The sequence below is a fragment of the Symbiopectobacterium sp. RP genome, from assembly GCF_050472005.1.
In the GTDB taxonomy this organism is placed as follows: domain Bacteria; phylum Pseudomonadota; class Gammaproteobacteria; order Enterobacterales; family Enterobacteriaceae; genus Symbiopectobacterium.
On the sequence record NZ_JBGOGS010000002.1, the window covers coordinates 333,105 to 350,956 of the forward strand.

Below are 17,852 nucleotides of genomic sequence, written 5' to 3' on the forward strand. Positions count from 1 at the left end.
CGCGACGCGCATGCGTCAATAACAGAGGAACTCGCATGCCGATTCAGGTTTTGCCTCCCCAGCTGGCTAACCAGATTGCCGCCGGAGAAGTGGTGGAACGCCCCGCTTCAGTGGTGAAAGAACTGGTGGAGAACAGTCTCGATGCCGGGGCGACCCGAATTGATATCGATATCGATCGCGGCGGGGCAAAACGTATTCGGATTCGTGATAACGGCACTGGAATTGGCAAAGACGATCTGGCCTTAGCGCTGGCGCGTCATGCAACCAGCAAAATTGCCACGCTGGACGATCTCGAAGCGATTATCAGCCTTGGTTTTCGCGGTGAGGCGCTGGCGAGTATCAGTTCAGTTTCGCGCTTAACGCTGACGTCCCGTACGGCGGAGCAGAATGAAGCATGGCAGGCCTATGCGGAAGGCCGTGATATGGCGGTGACAGTAAAACCGGCGGCACATCCGGTTGGCACCACGCTGGAAGTGCTCGATCTGTTCTACAACACCCCCGCGCGGCGCAAATTCATGCGCACAGAAAAGACAGAATTCACGCATATTGATGAAGTGGTGCGCCGCATCGCGCTGGCGCGCTTCGATGTGACGTTTACCCTGAACCATAATGGTAAAACGATCCGCCAATACCGCGCCGCGCCGGACGCCTCACAGCATGAACGCCGTGTTGGCAGTATTTGTGGGCCGCTGTTTTTGCAACACGCGCTGCGTATTTCGTGGCAGCACGGCGATTTGTCCATCCACGGTTGGGGGGTCGATCCCGAGGGCGCAAAGCAGCTGACCGACATGCAGTATTGCTATGTCAATCAACGCATGATGCGCGATCGGCTGATTAATCACGCTATCCGCCAAGCTTACCAAGACAGTTTGCACGGTGAGCAGCAGCCTGCCTACCTGCTGTTTCTTGAGGTGGATCCACACCAGGTTGACGTCAACGTGCACCCGGCGAAGCACGAAGTGCGTTTCCATGAGTCGCGTTTGGTGCACGATTTTATCTATCAGGCGGTGGTGAGCGTATTACAGCAGGCGTCTGAGTTGCCGTTGGCGGCTGTGGCCTCCGATGTGGCAGGCGAAGCCATTGCGTGGCAGCCGGAAAACCGCATCGCCGCAGGGGAAAACCAGTTTGCGCAGCCTGCACGTCCGGTGGAGCACGCGCCGCCGAAAGTGGCAGACGTTCCGGCACACCAGATGAAGGAGAGTGCCCCGGCCTATCAGCCACGCGCTTCTCAAACACAAGGGCGAGGGCCGATGCCCCTCGCTGGCGCACCCTACCAGAAAAAACAGGGTGAGCTTTACCAGACTTTATTGAAACCCGCGCCGATAGCGGAGGCGGTTCAAGAACCCCTCGACACCGCCGTGTCAGCGTCTGTGCCAGATTTGGAACCGGTCAGCGTGGCACAAGGTTTCGGCCGTCTGTTAACCGTGTTTCCGCCCAGTTTTGCACTGGTTGAGTATCAGCACGGGTTGGCGATGGTGTCACTGACGCACGCTGAGCGCTACCTCAAGCGTGCGCAGTTGTTGCCGCAGGAACAAGGATTACGTCCCCAGCCATTATTGATTCCACAACGTTTGACTGTGGAAAAAAATGAACGCGAAGCGCTGCTGCATCATCAGGCGCTATTGGCGCAGTTTGGTATTGATATCGCGCTGGAGTCTCAGAGGGCGCTACTGCGTGCTGTACCTTTACCATTGCGCCAACAAAATTTACAAAACTTGATCTCTGAACTGTTAGGCTATCTTGCATTGCAACGTGCGTGCACGCCTGAGCAACTGGCGACTTGGTTGTCGGAACAGCTGCACAGTGACCACGAACGTTGGAGCCAGGCGCAGGCGATACAACTGTTGACGGAAATAGAGCGACTTTGTCCGGAACTGCCGAAACAGCCGCCCGAGTCGCTGTTGCAGCGGGTTAGCGTGGAAGATGCCATTAAGGCTTTGAACGTATGAGTGAATTATCGAGTGCAATCCTTCCTTCAGCGATTTTTATCATGGGGCCGACAGCGTCAGGAAAAACCGCGCTGGCGATGGCGTTGCGACAATCGTTGCCCGTTGAGTTGATTAGTGTGGACTCCGCCCTTATCTATAAAGGAATGGATATCGGCAGCGCCAAACCCAGCGCTGAGGAACTGGCTCAGGCTCCACACCGTTTGATCAATATTCTCGATCCGACGCAGGCGTATTCCGCCGCGGATTTTCGCCGCGATGCGTTGCGGGAGACGGCGGATATTACCGCTGCTGGGCGTATTCCCTTGCTGGTCGGGGGAACCATGCTGTACTTCAAGGCGCTGCTGGAGGGGTTGTCACCTCTGCCGTCAGCCGATATGGCCGTGCGCCAGCGCATCGAAGCGCGGGCGCGTGAGCAGGGGTGGGAAGCGCTTCACCGCCAATTGTGTGAGATTGATCCCGTTGCAGCGGCTCGGATTCATCCAAATGATCCGCAGAGACTGTGCCGGGCACTGGAAGTTTTTTTCGTTTCAGGTAACACTTTAACAGAGCTGACAAAAACAGCGGGTGAGGCGTTGCCTTACCGTGTGCATCAGTTTGCCATTGCACCGGTAACGCGCGAGCTGTTGCACGAACGCATCGCTCTGCGTTTTCAGCAGATGCTGGCGGCAGGATTTGAGACGGAAGTCCGTTCGCTCTTTGCCCGGGGCGATTTACATCAGGATTTACCGTCTGTTCGTTGCGTTGGTTATCGCCAGATGTGGTCATATTTATCCGGCGAGTGTGATTACGATGAGATGGTGTTCCGTGGTATCTGCGCGACACGTCAGTTGGCGAAACGTCAAATGACTTGGCTGCGCGGGTGGGACAGCGTTCATTGGTTGGACAGTGAAAAACCGCAAGATGCGTTTGAACGTGTGATGGCGGTGGTACAGGCACCTTGATATGCGGGTTTATTATACGCGCATAGTTAGTGCATAGGGTGGCCGATTGTGTACAATTGGCGAGTCTCAGCGCACAATTTTTTTACATCATTATTTTAGAGCCTTGGGGTTCTTTGTTACAAACAACAAGCAAATAAGGAAAATATAGAATGGCTAAGGGGCAATCTTTGCAAGACCCGTTCCTGAACGCGCTGCGTCGCGAACGTGTTCCGGTTTCTATTTATTTGGTGAATGGTATCAAGTTGCAGGGCCAGATCGAGTCTTTCGATCAGTTCGTTATCTTGTTGAAAAACACGGTTAGCCAGATGGTGTATAAGCATGCTATCTCCACCGTGGTGCCGTCTCGTCCGGTTTCTCATCACAGCAATAACCCTGGCACCAGCAACTACCATGGTGGTTCGTCTGCAAATCAGCAGTCGTCGGCGCAGGAAAGTGATGACGCGGAATAACGCGTATTGCGCTTTCACCCCGGTGGGGAGCCTGTACACATCGCTAGCGCTCGCCACTAGGGTGATTTTCGTTCGTTTGAGAGGTTGCACGTTTGTTTGACCGTTATGAAGCTGGTGAACGGGCCATATTGGTTCATATTTATTTTTCGCAAGACAAAGATACGGACGATTTGCTGGAGTTTGAATCTCTGGTTTCCTCCGCCGGTATCGAGTCATTGCAGCTGATCACCGGTAGCCGCAAGGCAGCGCACTCCAAATATTTTGTGGGTGAAGGCAAGGCGGAAGAAATTGCACAGGCGGTGAAAGCTACCGATGCCTTTGTTGTGTTGTTCAACCATGCATTGACGCCTGCTCAGGAGCGTAACCTTGAGCGTTTGTGCGAATGCCGTGTTATCGACAGAACCGGATTGATTCTGGATATTTTTGCACAGCGTGCGCGTACTCACGAGGGGAAATTGCAGGTTGAACTGGCGCAGTTGCGTCACCTTGCCACGCGTCTGGTAAGGGGATGGACGCACCTCGAGCGCCAGAAAGGGGGGATTGGCCTGCGTGGGCCAGGTGAAACCCAGCTCGAAACCGACCGTCGCTTGTTGCGTAACCGTATCAGCCAAATCCTCTCTCGCCTTGAGCGCGTGGAGAAGCAGCGTGAACAAGGGCGTCGAGCCAGAACACGTGCGGACGTGCCTACGGTTGCGTTGGTGGGCTACACCAACGCCGGAAAATCCACCCTGTTTAACGAAATGACAGCGGCAGGCGTTTATGCTGCCGATCAGCTGTTTGCCACACTGGACCCTACGCTGCGACGGATTAATGTTGTGAATGTTGGGGACACGGTGTTGGCTGATACCGTGGGATTTATTCGTCACTTGCCGCACGATTTGGTGGCGGCGTTTAAAGCGACATTGCAGGAAACACGTCAGGCGTCGTTGTTGTTACACTTGGTGGATGCTGCCGATCCTCGTATCGACGAGAATATTGCAGCGGTAAACGAAGTGCTGGCAGAAATCGAGGCTGATGAAATTCCTGTGCTGCTCGTGATGAACAAAATCGACATGCTGGACGGTTTCGTTCGGCGTATCGATCGCAACGAAGAGAATGTGCCGGTCAGGGTATGGCTTTCTGCCCAGACGGGTGACGGTATTTCCTTGTTATTTCAGGCATTGACGGAGCGGCTATCAGGGGACATCGCACATTATTCTCTGAGCCTTCCTCCGCAGGCAGGACGCCTTCGTAGTCGTTTTTACCAGCTTCAGGCAATAGAAAAAGAATGGATTGAGGAAGACGGTCGTGTGGGTCTTATCGTGCGTATGCCGATGGTGGACTGGTGTCGTCTTTGCAAACAAGAGCAAGAACTCGCAGATTACATGGTTTGAGACGGAGATGTTGGTCGATCTCGGCATTGTTCTGCGGACTCTGGGATATTGAACCTGAAGAACACCAATCATAAAAGAATGGAGCTAAAACATGGCGTGGAATCAGCCCGGTAATAACGGACAGGACCGCGACCCGTGGGGGAGCAGCAATAATCAAGGCGGCAACTCTGGCGGAAACAATAATAATAGAGGCGGTCGGGATCAAGGTCCTCCCGATCTGGATGATATCTTCCGCAAGCTGAGCAAAAAGCTGGGCGAACTGTGCGGAAGCAGAAATTCAGGTAATGGCGGCGGCACCTCTGCCAGCGGTCTGGGTGGTCGGGTCGTGGGTATTGTCGCAGTAGCGGCCGTGGTGATTTGGGCCGCGAGCGGCTTTTACACCATCCGAGAAGCCGAGCGCGGCGTAGTAACACGCTTTGGCAAGTTCAGCCACCTGGTAGGTCCAGGTCTGAACTGGAAACCGACATTTATCGACTCGGTTCGTGCGGTAAACGTGGAATCTGTGCGTGAATTGGCCACCTCTGGCGTGATGTTGACGTCGGATGAAAACGTGGTGCGCGTGGAGATGAACGTTCAGTATCGTGTGACGGAGCCTGAGCGCTATCTGTTTAGCGTTACCAATGCCGACGACAGTTTGCGTCAGGCGACTGACAGCGCCCTGCGCGGCGTTATCGGTAAATACACCATGGACAAAATCCTCACTGAGGGGCGTTCCATCGTGCGTACTGACACGCAACGCGTATTGGAAGAAACCATTCGTCCGTACAACATGGGGTTAACTCTGTTGGACGTTAACTTCCAGGCGGCGCGTCCGCCAGAGGAAGTGAAAGCCGCGTTTGATGACGCTATCGCGGCACGCGAGAACGAACAGCAATACATTCGTGAAGCAGAAGCCTATGCGAACGAAGTGCAGCCGCGTGCGAACGGTCAGGCACAGCGTGTGCTGGAAGAGGCACGTGCTTATCGCGCTCGTATCACGCTTGAAGCGCAGGGTGAAGTGGCGCGTTTCGCCAAGATTCTGCCGGAATACAAAGCCGCGCCAGAAATTACCCGTGAACGTCTCTATATCGAAAGCATGGAGCGTGTACTGGGACATACCCGGAAAGTGTTGATTAATGACAAAGGCAATAGCCTGATGGTGCTGCCCTTGGATCAACTGATGCGCGGTCAGACAGGCAATGCCAGCGGTAACGCGACCAGTAGCACCATGGCTGCGCCGATGCGTCTGCCCTCTGCGCCGAACAACAACGGAGCAACCACCGGACAAACCCGTACCAGCACGGGTGGAACCGTCATGGACCAGCGCCGTGCAAACGCGCAGCGTGATTTTGGGAGAGAATAATAATGCGTAAGTCTATCGTTTTTATCCTCGTCCTGGTGCTGATGGCGCTGTATGCCTCAGTGTTTGTGGTGCAGGAAGGCCAGCGTGGCATTGTGATGCGCTTCGGCAAAGTATTGCGCAATGATGAGAACAAGCCTGTTATCTATGTGCCAGGTTTGCAGTTTAAAGTACCGTTTATTGATACCGTGAAGATGCTGGATGCGCGCATTCAGACCATGGAAAACCAAGCCGATCGCTTCATCACCTCGGAGCAGAAAGACCTGATCGTGGATTCTTATATCAAATGGCGTATCAGTGATTTCAGTCGCTACTACCTAGCGACGGGCGGTGGTGACATTTCTCAGGCAGAAGTGCTGCTCAAACGTAAGTTTAGCGACCGCTTGCGTTCTGAAATCGGTCGTTTGGACGTGCGCGGTATTGTTACCGATTCCCGTGGTCGACTGATGTTGGATGTGCGTGATGCGCTGAATACCGGTACCGGTGAAACCACCGAAGCGGATAGCGCCATTGCCTCTGCTGCCGCACGCGTGGAGCAAGAGACCAAGGGTGCGCAGCCGCATATCAACCCGAACAGTATGGCGGCTCTCGGTATTGAAGTGATCGATGTGCGTATCAAGCAGATCAACTTGCCGACGGAAGTGTCGGATGCGATCTTCGCCCGTATGCGTGCAGAACGTGAAGCGGTTGCCCGTCGTCACCGTTCTCAAGGTCAGGAACAGGCGGAGAAACTGAAAGCGGCGGCAGATTATTTGGTGACACGTACTCTGGCTGAAGCGGAACGTGAAGCACTGATCATGCGCGGTGAAGGGGATGCGGAAGCAACCCGGCTGTTTGCTAATGCGTTTAGCGAAGACCCGAACTTCTATGCCTTTATCCGCAGCATGCATGCCTATGAAGCCAGCTTCAACGACAATCAGGACGTGATGGTATTGAGCCCGGATAGCGACTTCTTCCGCTATATGCGTTCGCCAACGACGTCGCTTGCACGCTGATTAGCTTTACCGTTTTTCACCAAAAGCCCGTATGGTTATATGGGCTTAATGAGATGGTCACCCCCACCCTGTGAGCGGTACGCTAACAGGGTGTTTTTCTTTCTGAAGGGGATCATCATGTGTATTAGTCGCGACTAGATCTGACACTGGACCTTGAAAGGTTGAGAGTTACCGGTTTTGATATGGGTGTCTAATCCTTAAACAAAACGCGAGGTAACTCTCATGCTTCATACTAACAATCCCATTATCAAACACAAAGCCGGCCTGCTCAATCTCGCCGAAGAACTCGGTAACGTATCAAAAGCCTGCAAGAGCATGGGCGTGTCACGCGATACATTTTACCGTTATCAGGAACTGGCTGCTGAAGGCGCCATTGATGCGCTGGTTAACCAGAACCGCCGGGTTCCGAACCTGAAGAACCGCGCCGACGAAGCCACTGAACGCGCGCTTGTTGATTATGCTATTGAGTTCCCGCCCCATGGGCAGCACCGGACCAGTAATGAGCTGCGTAAAAAAGGCGTGTTTATCTCCGGCAGCGGCGTGCGCTCCATCTGGCAACGACACGACCTGGAGAACTTCCGTAAACGCCTGAAGGCGCTTGAGGAAAAGGTCGCCAGAGAAGGCATTGTCCTTACCGACGCTCAAATCGCAGCCCTGGAGAAGAAGGCGCACGATGATGAGGCCTGCGGTGAAATCGAGACGGCACATCCCGGGTATCTGGGCTCGCAGGACACCTTCTACGTGGGCAATCTGAAGGGGGTGGGCCGTATCTACCAGCAGATGTTCGTGGATACGTACTCGAAAGTGGCGCACTGCAAGCTGTATACGAATAAAACACCGCTCACCGCCGCCGACCTGCTCAATGATCGCGTACTCCCGTTCTACGAGGCTCAGGGACTGCCGGTGCTGAGAATACTGACCGACAGGGGTACGGAGTACTGTGGTAAAGTGGAGCAGCATGATTATCAGCTTTATCTGGCTATCAACGATATCGAGCATACGAAAACGAAGGCGATGTCTCCGCAGACGAACGGCATCTGCGAACGCTTCCATAAAACCATTTTGCAGGATTTTTATCAGGTTACGTTCGGCAAGAAGTTATATGGAGACCTGGAAAGCCTGCAGGTAGATCTGGACAACTGGTTGTGGCATTACAATAATGAGAGAACTCATCAGGGAAAAATGTGCTGCGGGCGTACGCCGATGGCCACTTTACTCGATGGAAAACGGATCTGGGCAGAAAAGAATCTGAACCAGATGTAATCTGACAGACACCTGTATAAATAATCGGTAACTGTCAGATCTGGTCTGAGCTAGTACACATCATGCAAAACGTTACGCTTATTGGTATCAATCTCGGTAAACATTCCTTCCACGTTCACTGTCAGAACGAAAAAGGTCATGCGCTGCTGCGTAAAAAGTTTTCCCGCACTCAGCTGATTCATTTTCTTGCATCCTGCAAGTCGGCGACCGTGGTGATGGAGTCCTGCGACGGTGCACACTTCATGGCTCGCCGAGTCGCTGATTTAGGCCATGAGGCAAAGTTGATTTCCCCACAGTTCGTTAGCCCTTTTGTTAAGAGTAACAAGAACGATTTTGTTGATGCAGAAGCTATCTGCGAAGCAGCTTCCCGGCCCTCCATGCGCTTTGTAAAACCCCGCACGGAAGACCAGCAGGCAATGGCGCCTGCGTGATTTAAGCGATACGCGCTACGTTTATTTCTGGGCCGATGGCATATATAGCCAAGCGACATTATTTTGATAACAATTAGCTGTATTTTTTTGCCACATATCAGGGCATTGGCTGTAATCATTTTTAAGTCGGTTGGCTATAACAGTCTTTGTGGAGTAGCCATTGCGCGTGTTAGTTCCAGATTTGGACTGGGGCTTCTCATGCCCGAGGTGATGGGTCATTTCAGCATTAAGGGCAGTCTCAACGCTGATCTTTTTCAGCAGGCGATCAAACTGGTTGAGAGCATCAGGGGTTTTGAGATTTTTGGCCAGCTCGTTAGCCAGAGCCTGTAACTGTTTTTCGTCCATAAAGTAACCTGCTTTTGATGTTGGATTGAACATATCAAAACCAAGCAATTACACAATCTCGTGTACAGGCTCAAAATCTTAAACAGGCCCTGGCGGAACGGACGGGACTCGAACCCGCGACCCCCTGCGTGACAGGCAGGTATTCTAACCGACTGAACTACCGCTCCACCGATACTTTTTCATTACCAGACACCGTCTGATAATCGATATAAAAACCTAGCAGTTCCCTACTCTCACATGGGGAAGCCCCACACTACCATCGGCGCTACGGCGTTTCACTTCTGAGTTCGGCATGGGGTCAGGTGGGACCACCGCGCTATCGCCGCCAGGCATATTCTGTTTTATCTTACCCGTCCTCACGGACCAGCAAGACCAATCTGTCTACAAGCTGAACTTCACGAGTTCTGATTCTCTACACCAACACCAAAACACCTTCGGCGTTGTAAGGTTAAGCCTCACAGGTCATTAGTACTGGTTAGCTCAATGCATCGCTGCACTTACACACCCAGCCTATCTACGTCGTCGTCTTCAACGGCCTTTCAGCGTCCTCTAGGGACAAGGGAGAACTCATCTCGGGGCAAGTTTCGTGCTTAGATGCTTTCAGCACTTATCTCTTCCGCACGTAGCTACCGGGCAATGCCATTGGCATGACAACCCGAACACCAGTGGTGCGTTCACTCCGGTCCTCTCGTACTAGGAGCAACCCCCCCCAATTCTCCAACGCCCACGGCAGATAGGGACCGAACTGTCTCACGACGTTCTAAACCCAGCTCGCGTACCACTTTAAATGGCGAACAGCCATACCCTTGGGACCTACTTCAGCCCCAGGATGTGATGAGCCGACATCGAGGTGCCAAACACCGCCGTCGATATGAACTCTTGGGCGGTATCAGCCTGTTATCCCCGGAGTACCTTTTATCCGTTGAGCGATGGCCCTTCCATTCAGAACCACCGGATCACTAAGACCTACTTTCGTACCTGCTCGAGCCGTCACTCTCGCAGTCAAGCTAGCTTATGCCTTTGCACTAACCTCCTGATGTCCGACCAGGATTAGCTAACCTTCGTGCTCCTCCGTTACTCTTTGGGAGGAGACCGCCCCAGTCAAACTACCCACCAGACACTGTCCCCAGTCCGGATTACGGACCCAGGTTAGAACATCAAACATTAAAGGGTGGTATTTCAAGGTTGGCTCCATGCAGACTGGCGTCCACACTTCAAAGCCTCCCACCTATCCTACACATCAAGGCTCAAGGTTCAGTGTCAAGCTATAGTAAAGGTTCACGGGGTCTTTCCGTCTTGCCGCGGGTACACTGCATCTTCACAGCGAGTTCAATTTCACTGAGTCTCGGGTGGAGACAGCCTGGCCATCATTACGCCATTCGTGCAGGTCGGAACTTACCCGACAAGGAATTTCGCTACCTTAGGACCGTTATAGTTACGGCCGCCGTTTACTGGGGCTTCGATCAAGAGCTTCTCCTTGCGGATAACCCCATCAATTAACCTTCCAGCACCGGGCAGGCGTCACACCGTATACGTCCACTTTCGTGTTTGCACAGTGCTGTGTTTTTATTAAACAGTTGCAGCCAGCTGGTATCTGCGACTGCGCAAAGCTTCAGGAGCAAGTCCCTACACCTCGCACAGCGTGCCTTCTCCCGAAGTTACGGCACCATTTTGCCTAGTTCCTTCACCCGAGTTCTCTCAAGCGCCTTGGTATTCTCTACCTGACCACCTGTGTCGGTTTGGGGTACGATCCAATGTTACCTGATGCTTAGAGGCTTTTCCTGGAAGCTGGGCATCTGTCACTTCAGTACCGTAGTACCTCGTCATCACGCCTCAGTGTTTAATAGCAACCCGGATTTACCAAAGTCACCCACCTACACGCTTAAACCGGGACAACCGTCGCCCGGATGACATAGCCTTCTCCGTCCCCCCTTCGCAGTAACACCAAGTACAGGAATATTAACCTGTTTCCCATCGACTACGCCTTTCGGCCTCGCCTTAGGGGTCGACTCACCCTGCCCCGATTAACGTTGGACAGGAACCCTTGGTCTTCCGGCGAGCGGGCTTTTCACCCGCTTTATCGTTACTTATGTCAGCATTCGCACTTCTGATACCTTCAGCAAACCTCACAGTTCACCTTCAACGGCTTACAGAACGCTCCCCTACCCAACAACACTAAGTGTCGCTGCCGCAGCTTCGGTGCATGGTTTAGCCCCGTTACATCTTCCGCGCAGGCCGACTCGACCAGTGAGCTATTACGCTTTCTTTAAATGATGGCTGCTTCTAAGCCAACATCCTGGCTGTCTATGCCTTCCCACATCGTTTCCCACTTAACCATGACTTTGGGACCTTAGCTGGCGGTCTGGGTTGTTTCCCTCTTCACGACGAACGTTAGCACCCGCCGTGTGTCTCCCGTGATAACATTCTTCGGTATTCGTAGTTTGCATCGGGTTGGTAAGTCGGGATGACCCCCTAGCCGAAACAGTGCTCTACCCCCGAAGATGAATTCACGAGGCGCTACCTAAATAGCTTTCGGGGAGAACCAGCTATCTCCCGGTTTGATTGGCCTTTCACCCCCAGCCACAAGTCATCCGCTAATTTTTCAACATTAGTCGGTTCGGTCCTCCAGTTAGTGTTACCCAACCTTCAACCTGCCCATGGCTAGATCACCGGGTTTCGGGTCTATACCCTGCAACTTAACGCCCAGTTAAGACTCGGTTTCCCTGCGGCTCCCCTATGCGGTTAACCTTGCTACAGAATATAAGTCGCTGACCCATTATACAAAAGGTACGCAGTCACACCCCGAAGGATGCTCCCACTGCTTGTACGTACACAGTTTCAGGTTCTGTTTCACTCCCCTCGCCGGGGTTCTTTTCGCCTTTCCCTCACGGTACTGGTTCACTATCGGTCAGTCAGGAGTATTTAGCCTTGGAGGATGGTCCCCCCATATTCAGACAGGATAACACGTGTCCCGCCCTACTCATCGAGCTCACAACCTGTGCGTCTTCGTGTACGGGACTATCACCCTTTACTGTGCGACTTTCCAGACGCTTCCACTGACACACAAGCTGATTCAGACTCTGGGCTCTTCCCCGTTCGCTCGCCGCTACTGGGGGAATCTCGGTTGATTTCTTTTCCTCGGGGTACTGAGATGTTTCAGTTCCCCCGGTTCGCCTCATGCCACTATGTATTCATGACATGATAGTGCAACGAATTGCACTGGGTTTCCCCATTCGGGTATCGTCGGTTATAACGCTTCATATCAGCTTGCCGACGCTTTTCGCAGATTAGCACGCCCTTCATCGCCTCTGACTGCCTAGGCATCCACCGTGTACGCTTATTCACTTAACCTCACAACCCGAAAATGTCTCGGGTGTGAAAGCTTGAGAGAATCACAATATTGGTAGTGAGCCAATATTGCTCGTTTCAATTTTCAGCTTGTTCCAGATTGTTAAAGAGCAAAATACTTCGCAGCATACTGTCAAACAGTACACTCTGAAGTATTGGGTATCAAGACGGTAAATGGTGGAGCTATGCGGGATCGAACCGCAGACCTCCTGCGTGCAAAGCAGGCGCTCTCCCAGCTGAGCTATAGCCCCATCGAATAGTAAACCTTTGCCAAATCGCTCTCAGGCAAGGCGCGAGTTCGCGAAGCATACATCAGTATGCGAGTGGGCGAGCATACGCAGCATTGAGAACGATTTTGGTAGGCCTGAGTGGACTTGAACCACCGACCTCACCCTTATCAGGGGTGCGCTCTAACCACCTGAGCTACAAGCCTATAAGGTCTTCTAACCGCTCGATTTCTTTCATCAGACAATCTGTGTGAACACTTCACAGAATCAGTACCATCAGGTAAGGAGGTGATCCAACCGCAGGTTCCCCTACGGTTACCTTGTTACGACTTCACCCCAGTCATGAATCACAAAGTGGTAAGCGCCCTCCCGAAGGTTAAGCTACCTACTTCTTTTGCAACCCACTCCCATGGTGTGACGGGCGGTGTGTACAAGGCCCGGGAACGTATTCACCGTAGCATTCTGATCTACGATTACTAGCGATTCCGACTTCATGGAGTCGAGTTGCAGACTCCAATCCGGACTACGACGTACTTTATGAGGTCCGCTTACTCTCGCGAGGTCGCTTCTCTTTGTATACGCCATTGTAGCACGTGTGTAGCCCTACTCGTAAGGGCCATGATGACTTGACGTCATCCCCACCTTCCTCCAGTTTATCACTGGCAGTCTCCTTTGAGTTCCCGACCGAATCGCTGGCAACAAAGGATAAGGGTTGCGCTCGTTGCGGGACTTAACCCAACATTTCACAACACGAGCTGACGACAGCCATGCAGCACCTGTCTCAGAGTTCCCGAAGGCACCTTCGTATCTCTACAAAGTTCTCTGGATGTCAAGAGTAGGTAAGGTTCTTCGCGTTGCATCGAATTAAACCACATGCTCCACCGCTTGTGCGGGCCCCCGTCAATTCATTTGAGTTTTAACCTTGCGGCCGTACTCCCCAGGCGGTCGATTTAACGCGTTAGCTCCGGAAGCCACGCCTCAAGGGCACAACCTCCAAATCGACATCGTTTACAGCGTGGACTACCAGGGTATCTAATCCTGTTTGCTCCCCACGCTTTCGCACCTGAGCGTCAGTCTTCGTCCAGGGGGCCGCCTTCGCCACCGGTATTCCTCCAGATCTCTACGCATTTCACCGCTACACCTGGAATTCTACCCCCCTCTACGAGACTCTAGCTTGCCAGTTTTGAATGCAGTTCCCAGGTTAAGCCCGGGGATTTCACATCCAACTTAACAAACCGCCTGCGTGCGCTTTACGCCCAGTCATTCCGATTAACGCTTGCACCCTCCGTATTACCGCGGCTGCTGGCACGGAGTTAGCCGGTGCTTCTTCTGCGAGTCACGTCAATCAGCAAGGTTATTAACCTTGCTGCCTTCCTCCTCGCTGAAAGTGCTTTACAACCCGAAGGCCTTCTTCACACACGCGGCATGGCTGCATCAGGCTTGCGCCCATTGTGCAATATTCCCCACTGCTGCCTCCCGTAGGAGTCTGGACCGTGTCTCAGTTCCAGTGTGGCTGGTCATCCTCTCAGACCAGCTAGGGATCGTCGCCTAGGTGAGCCATTACCTCACCTACTAGCTAATCCCATCTGGGCACATCTGATGGCGTGAGGCCCGAAAGTCCCCCACTTTGGTCTTGCGACGTTATGCGGTATTAGCTACCGTTTCCAGTAGTTATCCCCCTCCATCAGGCAGTTTCCCAGACATTACTCACCCGTCCGCCGCTCGTCACCCAGAGAGCAAGCTCTCTTGTGCTACCGCTCGACTTGCATGTGTTAGGCCTGCCGCCAGCGTTCAATCTGAGCCATGATCAAACTCTTCAATTTAAAGTTTGATTTGCTTCTACTCGAGAAGCGATGCTCAAAGAATTATTACTGTCAGTTCGTAATGAATTAACTGTTGTTCACTCTTCAAGACTTTTATTTTTTTAAGCCCGAAGGCTTTACGATAAAGTCCTGTGAGTGCCCACACAGATTGTCTGATCAATTGTTAAAGAGCGTTGCCACATCTACCGTGGCGCGGGAGGGGCATACTACGCTGCACCGCTGAAAAGTCAACGTTAATTTTTTTTCAATTTCGCGTTCGGCTTTTCTGTTTTACTTCTTACCGTTACCACAACCGCGTGTCGCTGTTGCCGTGTCAGTAGAGGCGCAGTATAGACACTTCTCGCGCCCTGACAAGGGCTAATTTCAATTTTATTTTCGAGTGGGTGTTTTTTCGGCGAATCGCATAGCAAACCAGCATAGATGACGCTATTTCATCCCAATCACCCCATTTACTGCGTCGTAAATCCCATTTACCGATGAGTCACCGACTCGCGCATTACCAACTCTGGCGTTAATACCAGTACCGTTGGCTCGGTTTCAGGATGTTCCAAACGGTATAACAACGTATCCACCGCCAGTTCCCCCAATTCATCTTTAGGTTGATGAATCGTCGTTAACGGTGGAGACATATAATGCGCCAGTTCGATATCGTCATAACCCACCAGTGCCATATCCCTTGGAATAGACAATCCCGCCTGATAGAGCGCGTGATAAACCCCAACCGCCATCGCATCGTTACTACAGAACACAGCATCCGGCCTTTGCGCCAGCGACAGCAGTTTACGCATCGCTTGGTATCCGGTTTCAAACTCGAAATCCCCTAACACCACGTAGTCATCAGGAACGGGCAAACCTGCACGCTGCATCGCCTGCCGATAGCCTAACAGTCGGTTATAGGCCGTTGTTTTATCTTGTGGGCCAGCGATACAGGCGATATTGCGGTAACCGCTGTCGATCAGATGGCGGGTTGCAATATCACCGCCAAGCAGAGAATTGTCCTTGATAACGTCACTCACGCCTTCAAACGGCGACCAGTCCATCATCACCAGTGGAATTGACGGGTAACGGCTAATGGTTTCCGATGAAGGGCGGTGGTTCTCGGTACACATCAGTAACAAGCCATCAACCCGCTTTTGCATCAAGGTTTCCAGGCTACGGTCCAGGCGGTTGTGGTCGCCTTCTGTATTACACAGGATCAGGCTATACCCACGCTCATAGCAGCTGCGCTCAACGCCACGCACCACTTCAGCATAAAACGGGTTACTACTGGCCGTTAGCAACATACCGATAGTTTGCGTCTGATTGATCTTCAAACTGCGCGCCAGCGCAGACGGTGCGTAGTTAAGAGAATCAACTGCCGCCAATACCCGCTCGCGCACCGTGTCACTAACAAAGCGATTATTATTGATTACATGTGAAACGGTTGACGTCGACACGCCCGCCAAGCGAGCAACATCCTTCATTGTGGCCACATATCACCCCCTGAGAGTGTAAAAATGCGTCTATCTCATTGCGCCACGGCACAGAGGACTGAGCACCAGCACGAGTTACCGCAATGGCAGCGGCAGCATGAGCAAATTTCACGGCGGTTTGCATTGGTTGATTTTCCAAAAGTGCAGTGACCAGCGCACCATTAAAGGTATCGCCCGCCGCAATCGTATCTACGGCCTGAACCCGGAAACCGCGAATACGCTGACCTTCCCCGTTTTCACTCAGCCATACACCGCGACCACCCAATGTAATCAGCACGGTAGTAATGCCTTTATTATGCAACAGTTTTGCAGCCTGTGCGGCATCTTGCTCGTTCTGCACGGTGACACCGGTCAGACGCTGCGCTTCCGTTTCATTCGGCGTAATCATATCCACCAGCGCCAGCAGTTCATCTGGCAAGTCACAGGCGGGAGCTGGGTTTAAAATTACACGCGTTTGGTGCTGATGCGCCAGCTGAGCAGCGGCAATAACGGTCTGCAACGGAGACTCGAGCTGCATTAATAAAGCAGAAGCATCAATGATTTTTTGACGGTGACGCGTCAGCACATCGGGAGTGATAGCCGCATTGGCACCCGTGTTAATGCCAATCATATTCTCAGCGTCTCCATTCACAAAAATCAGCGCAACGCCCGTGGTTTCATTGGCAACGGTTTCAACAGCAGAAACGTCTATCTGATCACGAGACAACTGCTCGCGAATACGAGCACCAATATCATCCTCACCCACGCCAGCGATAAATGCGATATCGGCACCACTGCGCCCGGCAGCGACCGCTTGATTGGCACCTTTACCACCAAAAGCGACCTGATATTGCTTACCGCTCACCGTTTCGCCCGGTTGAGGGAAGTGTGCCAGATTGAGGATATGGTCGGCATTAATACTGCCCAACACCACGAGTTTGCCCGTTTTCATAAAATCGCCCCAAAAGTGATTAAAAGCGCCGCCTTGTTCCGGCGGCGCTGCTTGTCGTTGTTATGCGTTATTCTTTAGCAACCAGTTTTAGATCAACCGGGATAATCGCCTGAACCTTTTCACCTTTGATGACCTTGTCAGCGGTTTGCACGCCAATTTCACCGATTTTTTCAGGACGTTGTGCAACAGTGGCAGCAAGTTTCCCGCCCTCTACGGCTTTTACGCCATCCTGCGTGCCATCAAAACCGACCACAATGACGTCTGTTTTACCCGCAGTTTGCAGAGCACGCAGCGCACCCAGCGCCATTTCATCGTTTTGTGCGAACACTGCTTTTACATCAGGGTGTGCGGTGAGCAGGTTCTGCATCACGTTCAGCCCTTTGGTACGATCAAAATCAGCGGGCTGGCTGGCCAGCATGACAAATTTGTTTTTCTCAGCGGATTCCATAAAACCGGCTCCGCGTTCACGGGCAGCAGAGGTTCCGGCGATACCTTCCAACTGAATCACCTTGGCACCTTCACCCAATTTTTTCGCGATGAAATCACCGGCTACTTTACCGCCAAAGGCGTTATCAGACGCCACGTGGCTCACGACCGTGCCGCTGCCCGCTACGCGATCTAGGGTAATCACCGGAATATTGGCTTGATTCGCCAGTTTCACCGCATTACCCACGGCATCAGAGTCTGTCGGGTTGATGAGCAGCAGTTTGGTACCGCGCACGGTCAGATCCTGAACATTGGAGAGCTCTTTTGCCGGGTTGTTTTGCGAATCCAACACCACCAGGTTGTAGCCCAATTTATCAGCTTCTTTTTGCGCGCCGTCTTTCAATGACACGAAGAACGGGTTATTCAGGGTAGAAACCACCAATGCTATCGACTCTTTCGCCAGCGCATTGGCGCTAACCGTGGCACTTAATGCAACAGCAGAAACCAGCGTAGCCAGTTTTTTCATATTCATAATCCAAT

At 52.5% G+C, this 17,852-nt stretch carries 9 protein-coding genes, 3 tRNA genes, 3 rRNA genes and 3 pseudogenes; 8 read left to right on the forward strand and 10 right to left on the reverse strand.

What is annotated here, in order from left to right:
- The first annotated feature begins 35 nt into the window (after positions 1 to 35).
- From mutL to ACD630_RS19870, 8 genes and pseudogenes are all read left to right on the forward strand, one after another.
- A complete protein-coding gene (gene mutL, locus ACD630_RS19835; protein ID WP_430360388.1) occupies positions 36 to 1,949 on the forward strand; it encodes a DNA mismatch repair endonuclease MutL in 1,914 nt (637 codons plus the stop codon).
- Positions 1,946 to 2,890 carry a tRNA (adenosine(37)-N6)-dimethylallyltransferase MiaA gene (gene miaA / locus ACD630_RS19840; protein ID WP_430360389.1) on the forward strand — a complete coding sequence of 315 codons (945 nt, stop codon included), beginning with the start codon at positions 1,946 to 1,948 and terminating at the stop codon, positions 2,888 to 2,890. Before mutL ends, miaA begins: the two co-directional genes overlap by 4 nt.
- Positions 2,891 to 3,039: 149 nt before the next feature.
- The gene (gene hfq, locus ACD630_RS19845; protein WP_252321358.1) at positions 3,040 to 3,339 is read left to right on the forward strand and encodes an RNA chaperone Hfq; all 300 of its coding nucleotides are present in this window, start codon (positions 3,040 to 3,042) and stop codon (positions 3,337 to 3,339) included.
- A 92-nt stretch (positions 3,340 to 3,431) separates the two neighbouring features.
- Positions 3,432 to 4,712: a ribosome rescue GTPase HflX gene (hflX, locus tag ACD630_RS19850; protein WP_430360390.1), complete on the forward strand. Its 1,281-nt coding sequence runs from the start codon at positions 3,432 to 3,434 to the stop codon at positions 4,710 to 4,712.
- 91 nt (positions 4,713 to 4,803) lie between these two features.
- On the forward strand, positions 4,804 to 6,054 hold the full coding sequence (gene hflK, locus ACD630_RS19855) for an FtsH protease activity modulator HflK (RefSeq protein WP_430360391.1): 1,251 nt from the start codon (positions 4,804 to 4,806) through the stop codon (positions 6,052 to 6,054).
- A 2-nt stretch (positions 6,055 to 6,056) separates the two neighbouring features.
- A complete protein-coding gene (hflC, locus tag ACD630_RS19860; RefSeq protein WP_430360392.1) occupies positions 6,057 to 7,046 on the forward strand; it encodes a protease modulator HflC in 990 nt (329 codons plus the stop codon).
- Positions 7,047 to 7,268: 222 nt separating this feature from the next.
- Positions 7,269 to 8,309 (forward strand): IS481 family transposase, encoded by a 1,041-nt coding sequence (locus ACD630_RS19865; protein ID WP_430360393.1) that lies wholly within the window; start codon positions 7,269 to 7,271, stop codon positions 8,307 to 8,309.
- 62 nt (positions 8,310 to 8,371) lie between these two features.
- Positions 8,372 to 8,728, forward strand: a pseudogene (locus ACD630_RS19870) (IS110 family transposase); the annotation flags it as partial.
- Between the two features lie 147 nt (positions 8,729 to 8,875).
- Here the strand turns inward: ACD630_RS19870 and ACD630_RS19875 are convergent.
- From ACD630_RS19875 to rbsB, 10 genes and pseudogenes are all read right to left on the reverse strand, one after another.
- A pseudogene (locus tag ACD630_RS19875) lies at positions 8,876 to 9,085 on the reverse strand (IS256 family transposase); the annotation flags it as partial.
- A 90-nt stretch (positions 9,086 to 9,175) separates the two neighbouring features.
- A tRNA-Asp gene (locus ACD630_RS19880) sits at positions 9,176 to 9,252 on the reverse strand.
- Between the two features lie 47 nt (positions 9,253 to 9,299).
- Positions 9,300 to 9,415, reverse strand: a 5S ribosomal RNA gene (gene rrf / locus ACD630_RS19885).
- Between the two features lie 114 nt (positions 9,416 to 9,529).
- Positions 9,530 to 12,436, reverse strand: a 23S ribosomal RNA gene (locus ACD630_RS19890).
- A 172-nt stretch (positions 12,437 to 12,608) separates the two neighbouring features.
- Positions 12,609 to 12,684: transfer RNA gene (locus ACD630_RS19895), tRNA-Ala, on the reverse strand.
- A gap of 105 nt (positions 12,685 to 12,789) precedes the next feature.
- Positions 12,790 to 12,866, reverse strand: a tRNA-Ile gene (locus ACD630_RS19900).
- Positions 12,867 to 12,941: 75 nt separating this feature from the next.
- Positions 12,942 to 14,483, reverse strand: a 16S ribosomal RNA gene (locus ACD630_RS19905).
- Together the 16S, 23S and 5S rRNA genes with 3 tRNA genes alongside form the textbook arrangement of a ribosomal RNA operon.
- A 470-nt stretch (positions 14,484 to 14,953) precedes the next feature.
- Positions 14,954 to 15,955, reverse strand: a complete 1,002-nt coding sequence (gene rbsR / locus ACD630_RS19910; RefSeq protein WP_430360394.1) for a ribose operon transcriptional repressor RbsR — start codon at positions 15,953 to 15,955, stop codon at positions 14,954 to 14,956.
- A gap of 10 nt (positions 15,956 to 15,965) precedes the next feature.
- Positions 15,966 to 16,886, reverse strand: a pseudogene (gene rbsK / locus ACD630_RS19915) (ribokinase); the annotation flags it as partial.
- Between the two features lie 67 nt (positions 16,887 to 16,953).
- Positions 16,954 to 17,844, reverse strand: coding sequence for a ribose ABC transporter substrate-binding protein RbsB (rbsB, locus tag ACD630_RS19920; RefSeq protein WP_430360395.1), 891 nt, complete (start codon positions 17,842 to 17,844; stop codon positions 16,954 to 16,956).
- Positions 17,845 to 17,852 lie beyond the last annotated feature (8 nt).

Coding starts and splice junctions, on each gene's coding strand:
- ACD630_RS19865 (WP_430360393.1), top strand. CDS start 7,269: ATGCTTCATACTAACAATCCCATTATCAAACACAAAGCCGGCCTGCTC.
- miaA (WP_430360389.1), top strand. CDS start 1,946: ATGAGTGAATTATCGAGTGCAATCCTTCCTTCAGCGATTTTTATCATG.
- hflC (WP_430360392.1), top strand. CDS start 6,057: ATGCGTAAGTCTATCGTTTTTATCCTCGTCCTGGTGCTGATGGCGCTG.
- mutL (WP_430360388.1), top strand. CDS start 36: ATGCCGATTCAGGTTTTGCCTCCCCAGCTGGCTAACCAGATTGCCGCC.
- hflK (WP_430360391.1), top strand. CDS start 4,804: ATGGCGTGGAATCAGCCCGGTAATAACGGACAGGACCGCGACCCGTGG.
- rbsB (WP_430360395.1), bottom strand. CDS start 17,844: ATGAATATGAAAAAACTGGCTACGCTGGTTTCTGCTGTTGCATTAAGT.
- hfq (WP_252321358.1), top strand. CDS start 3,040: ATGGCTAAGGGGCAATCTTTGCAAGACCCGTTCCTGAACGCGCTGCGT.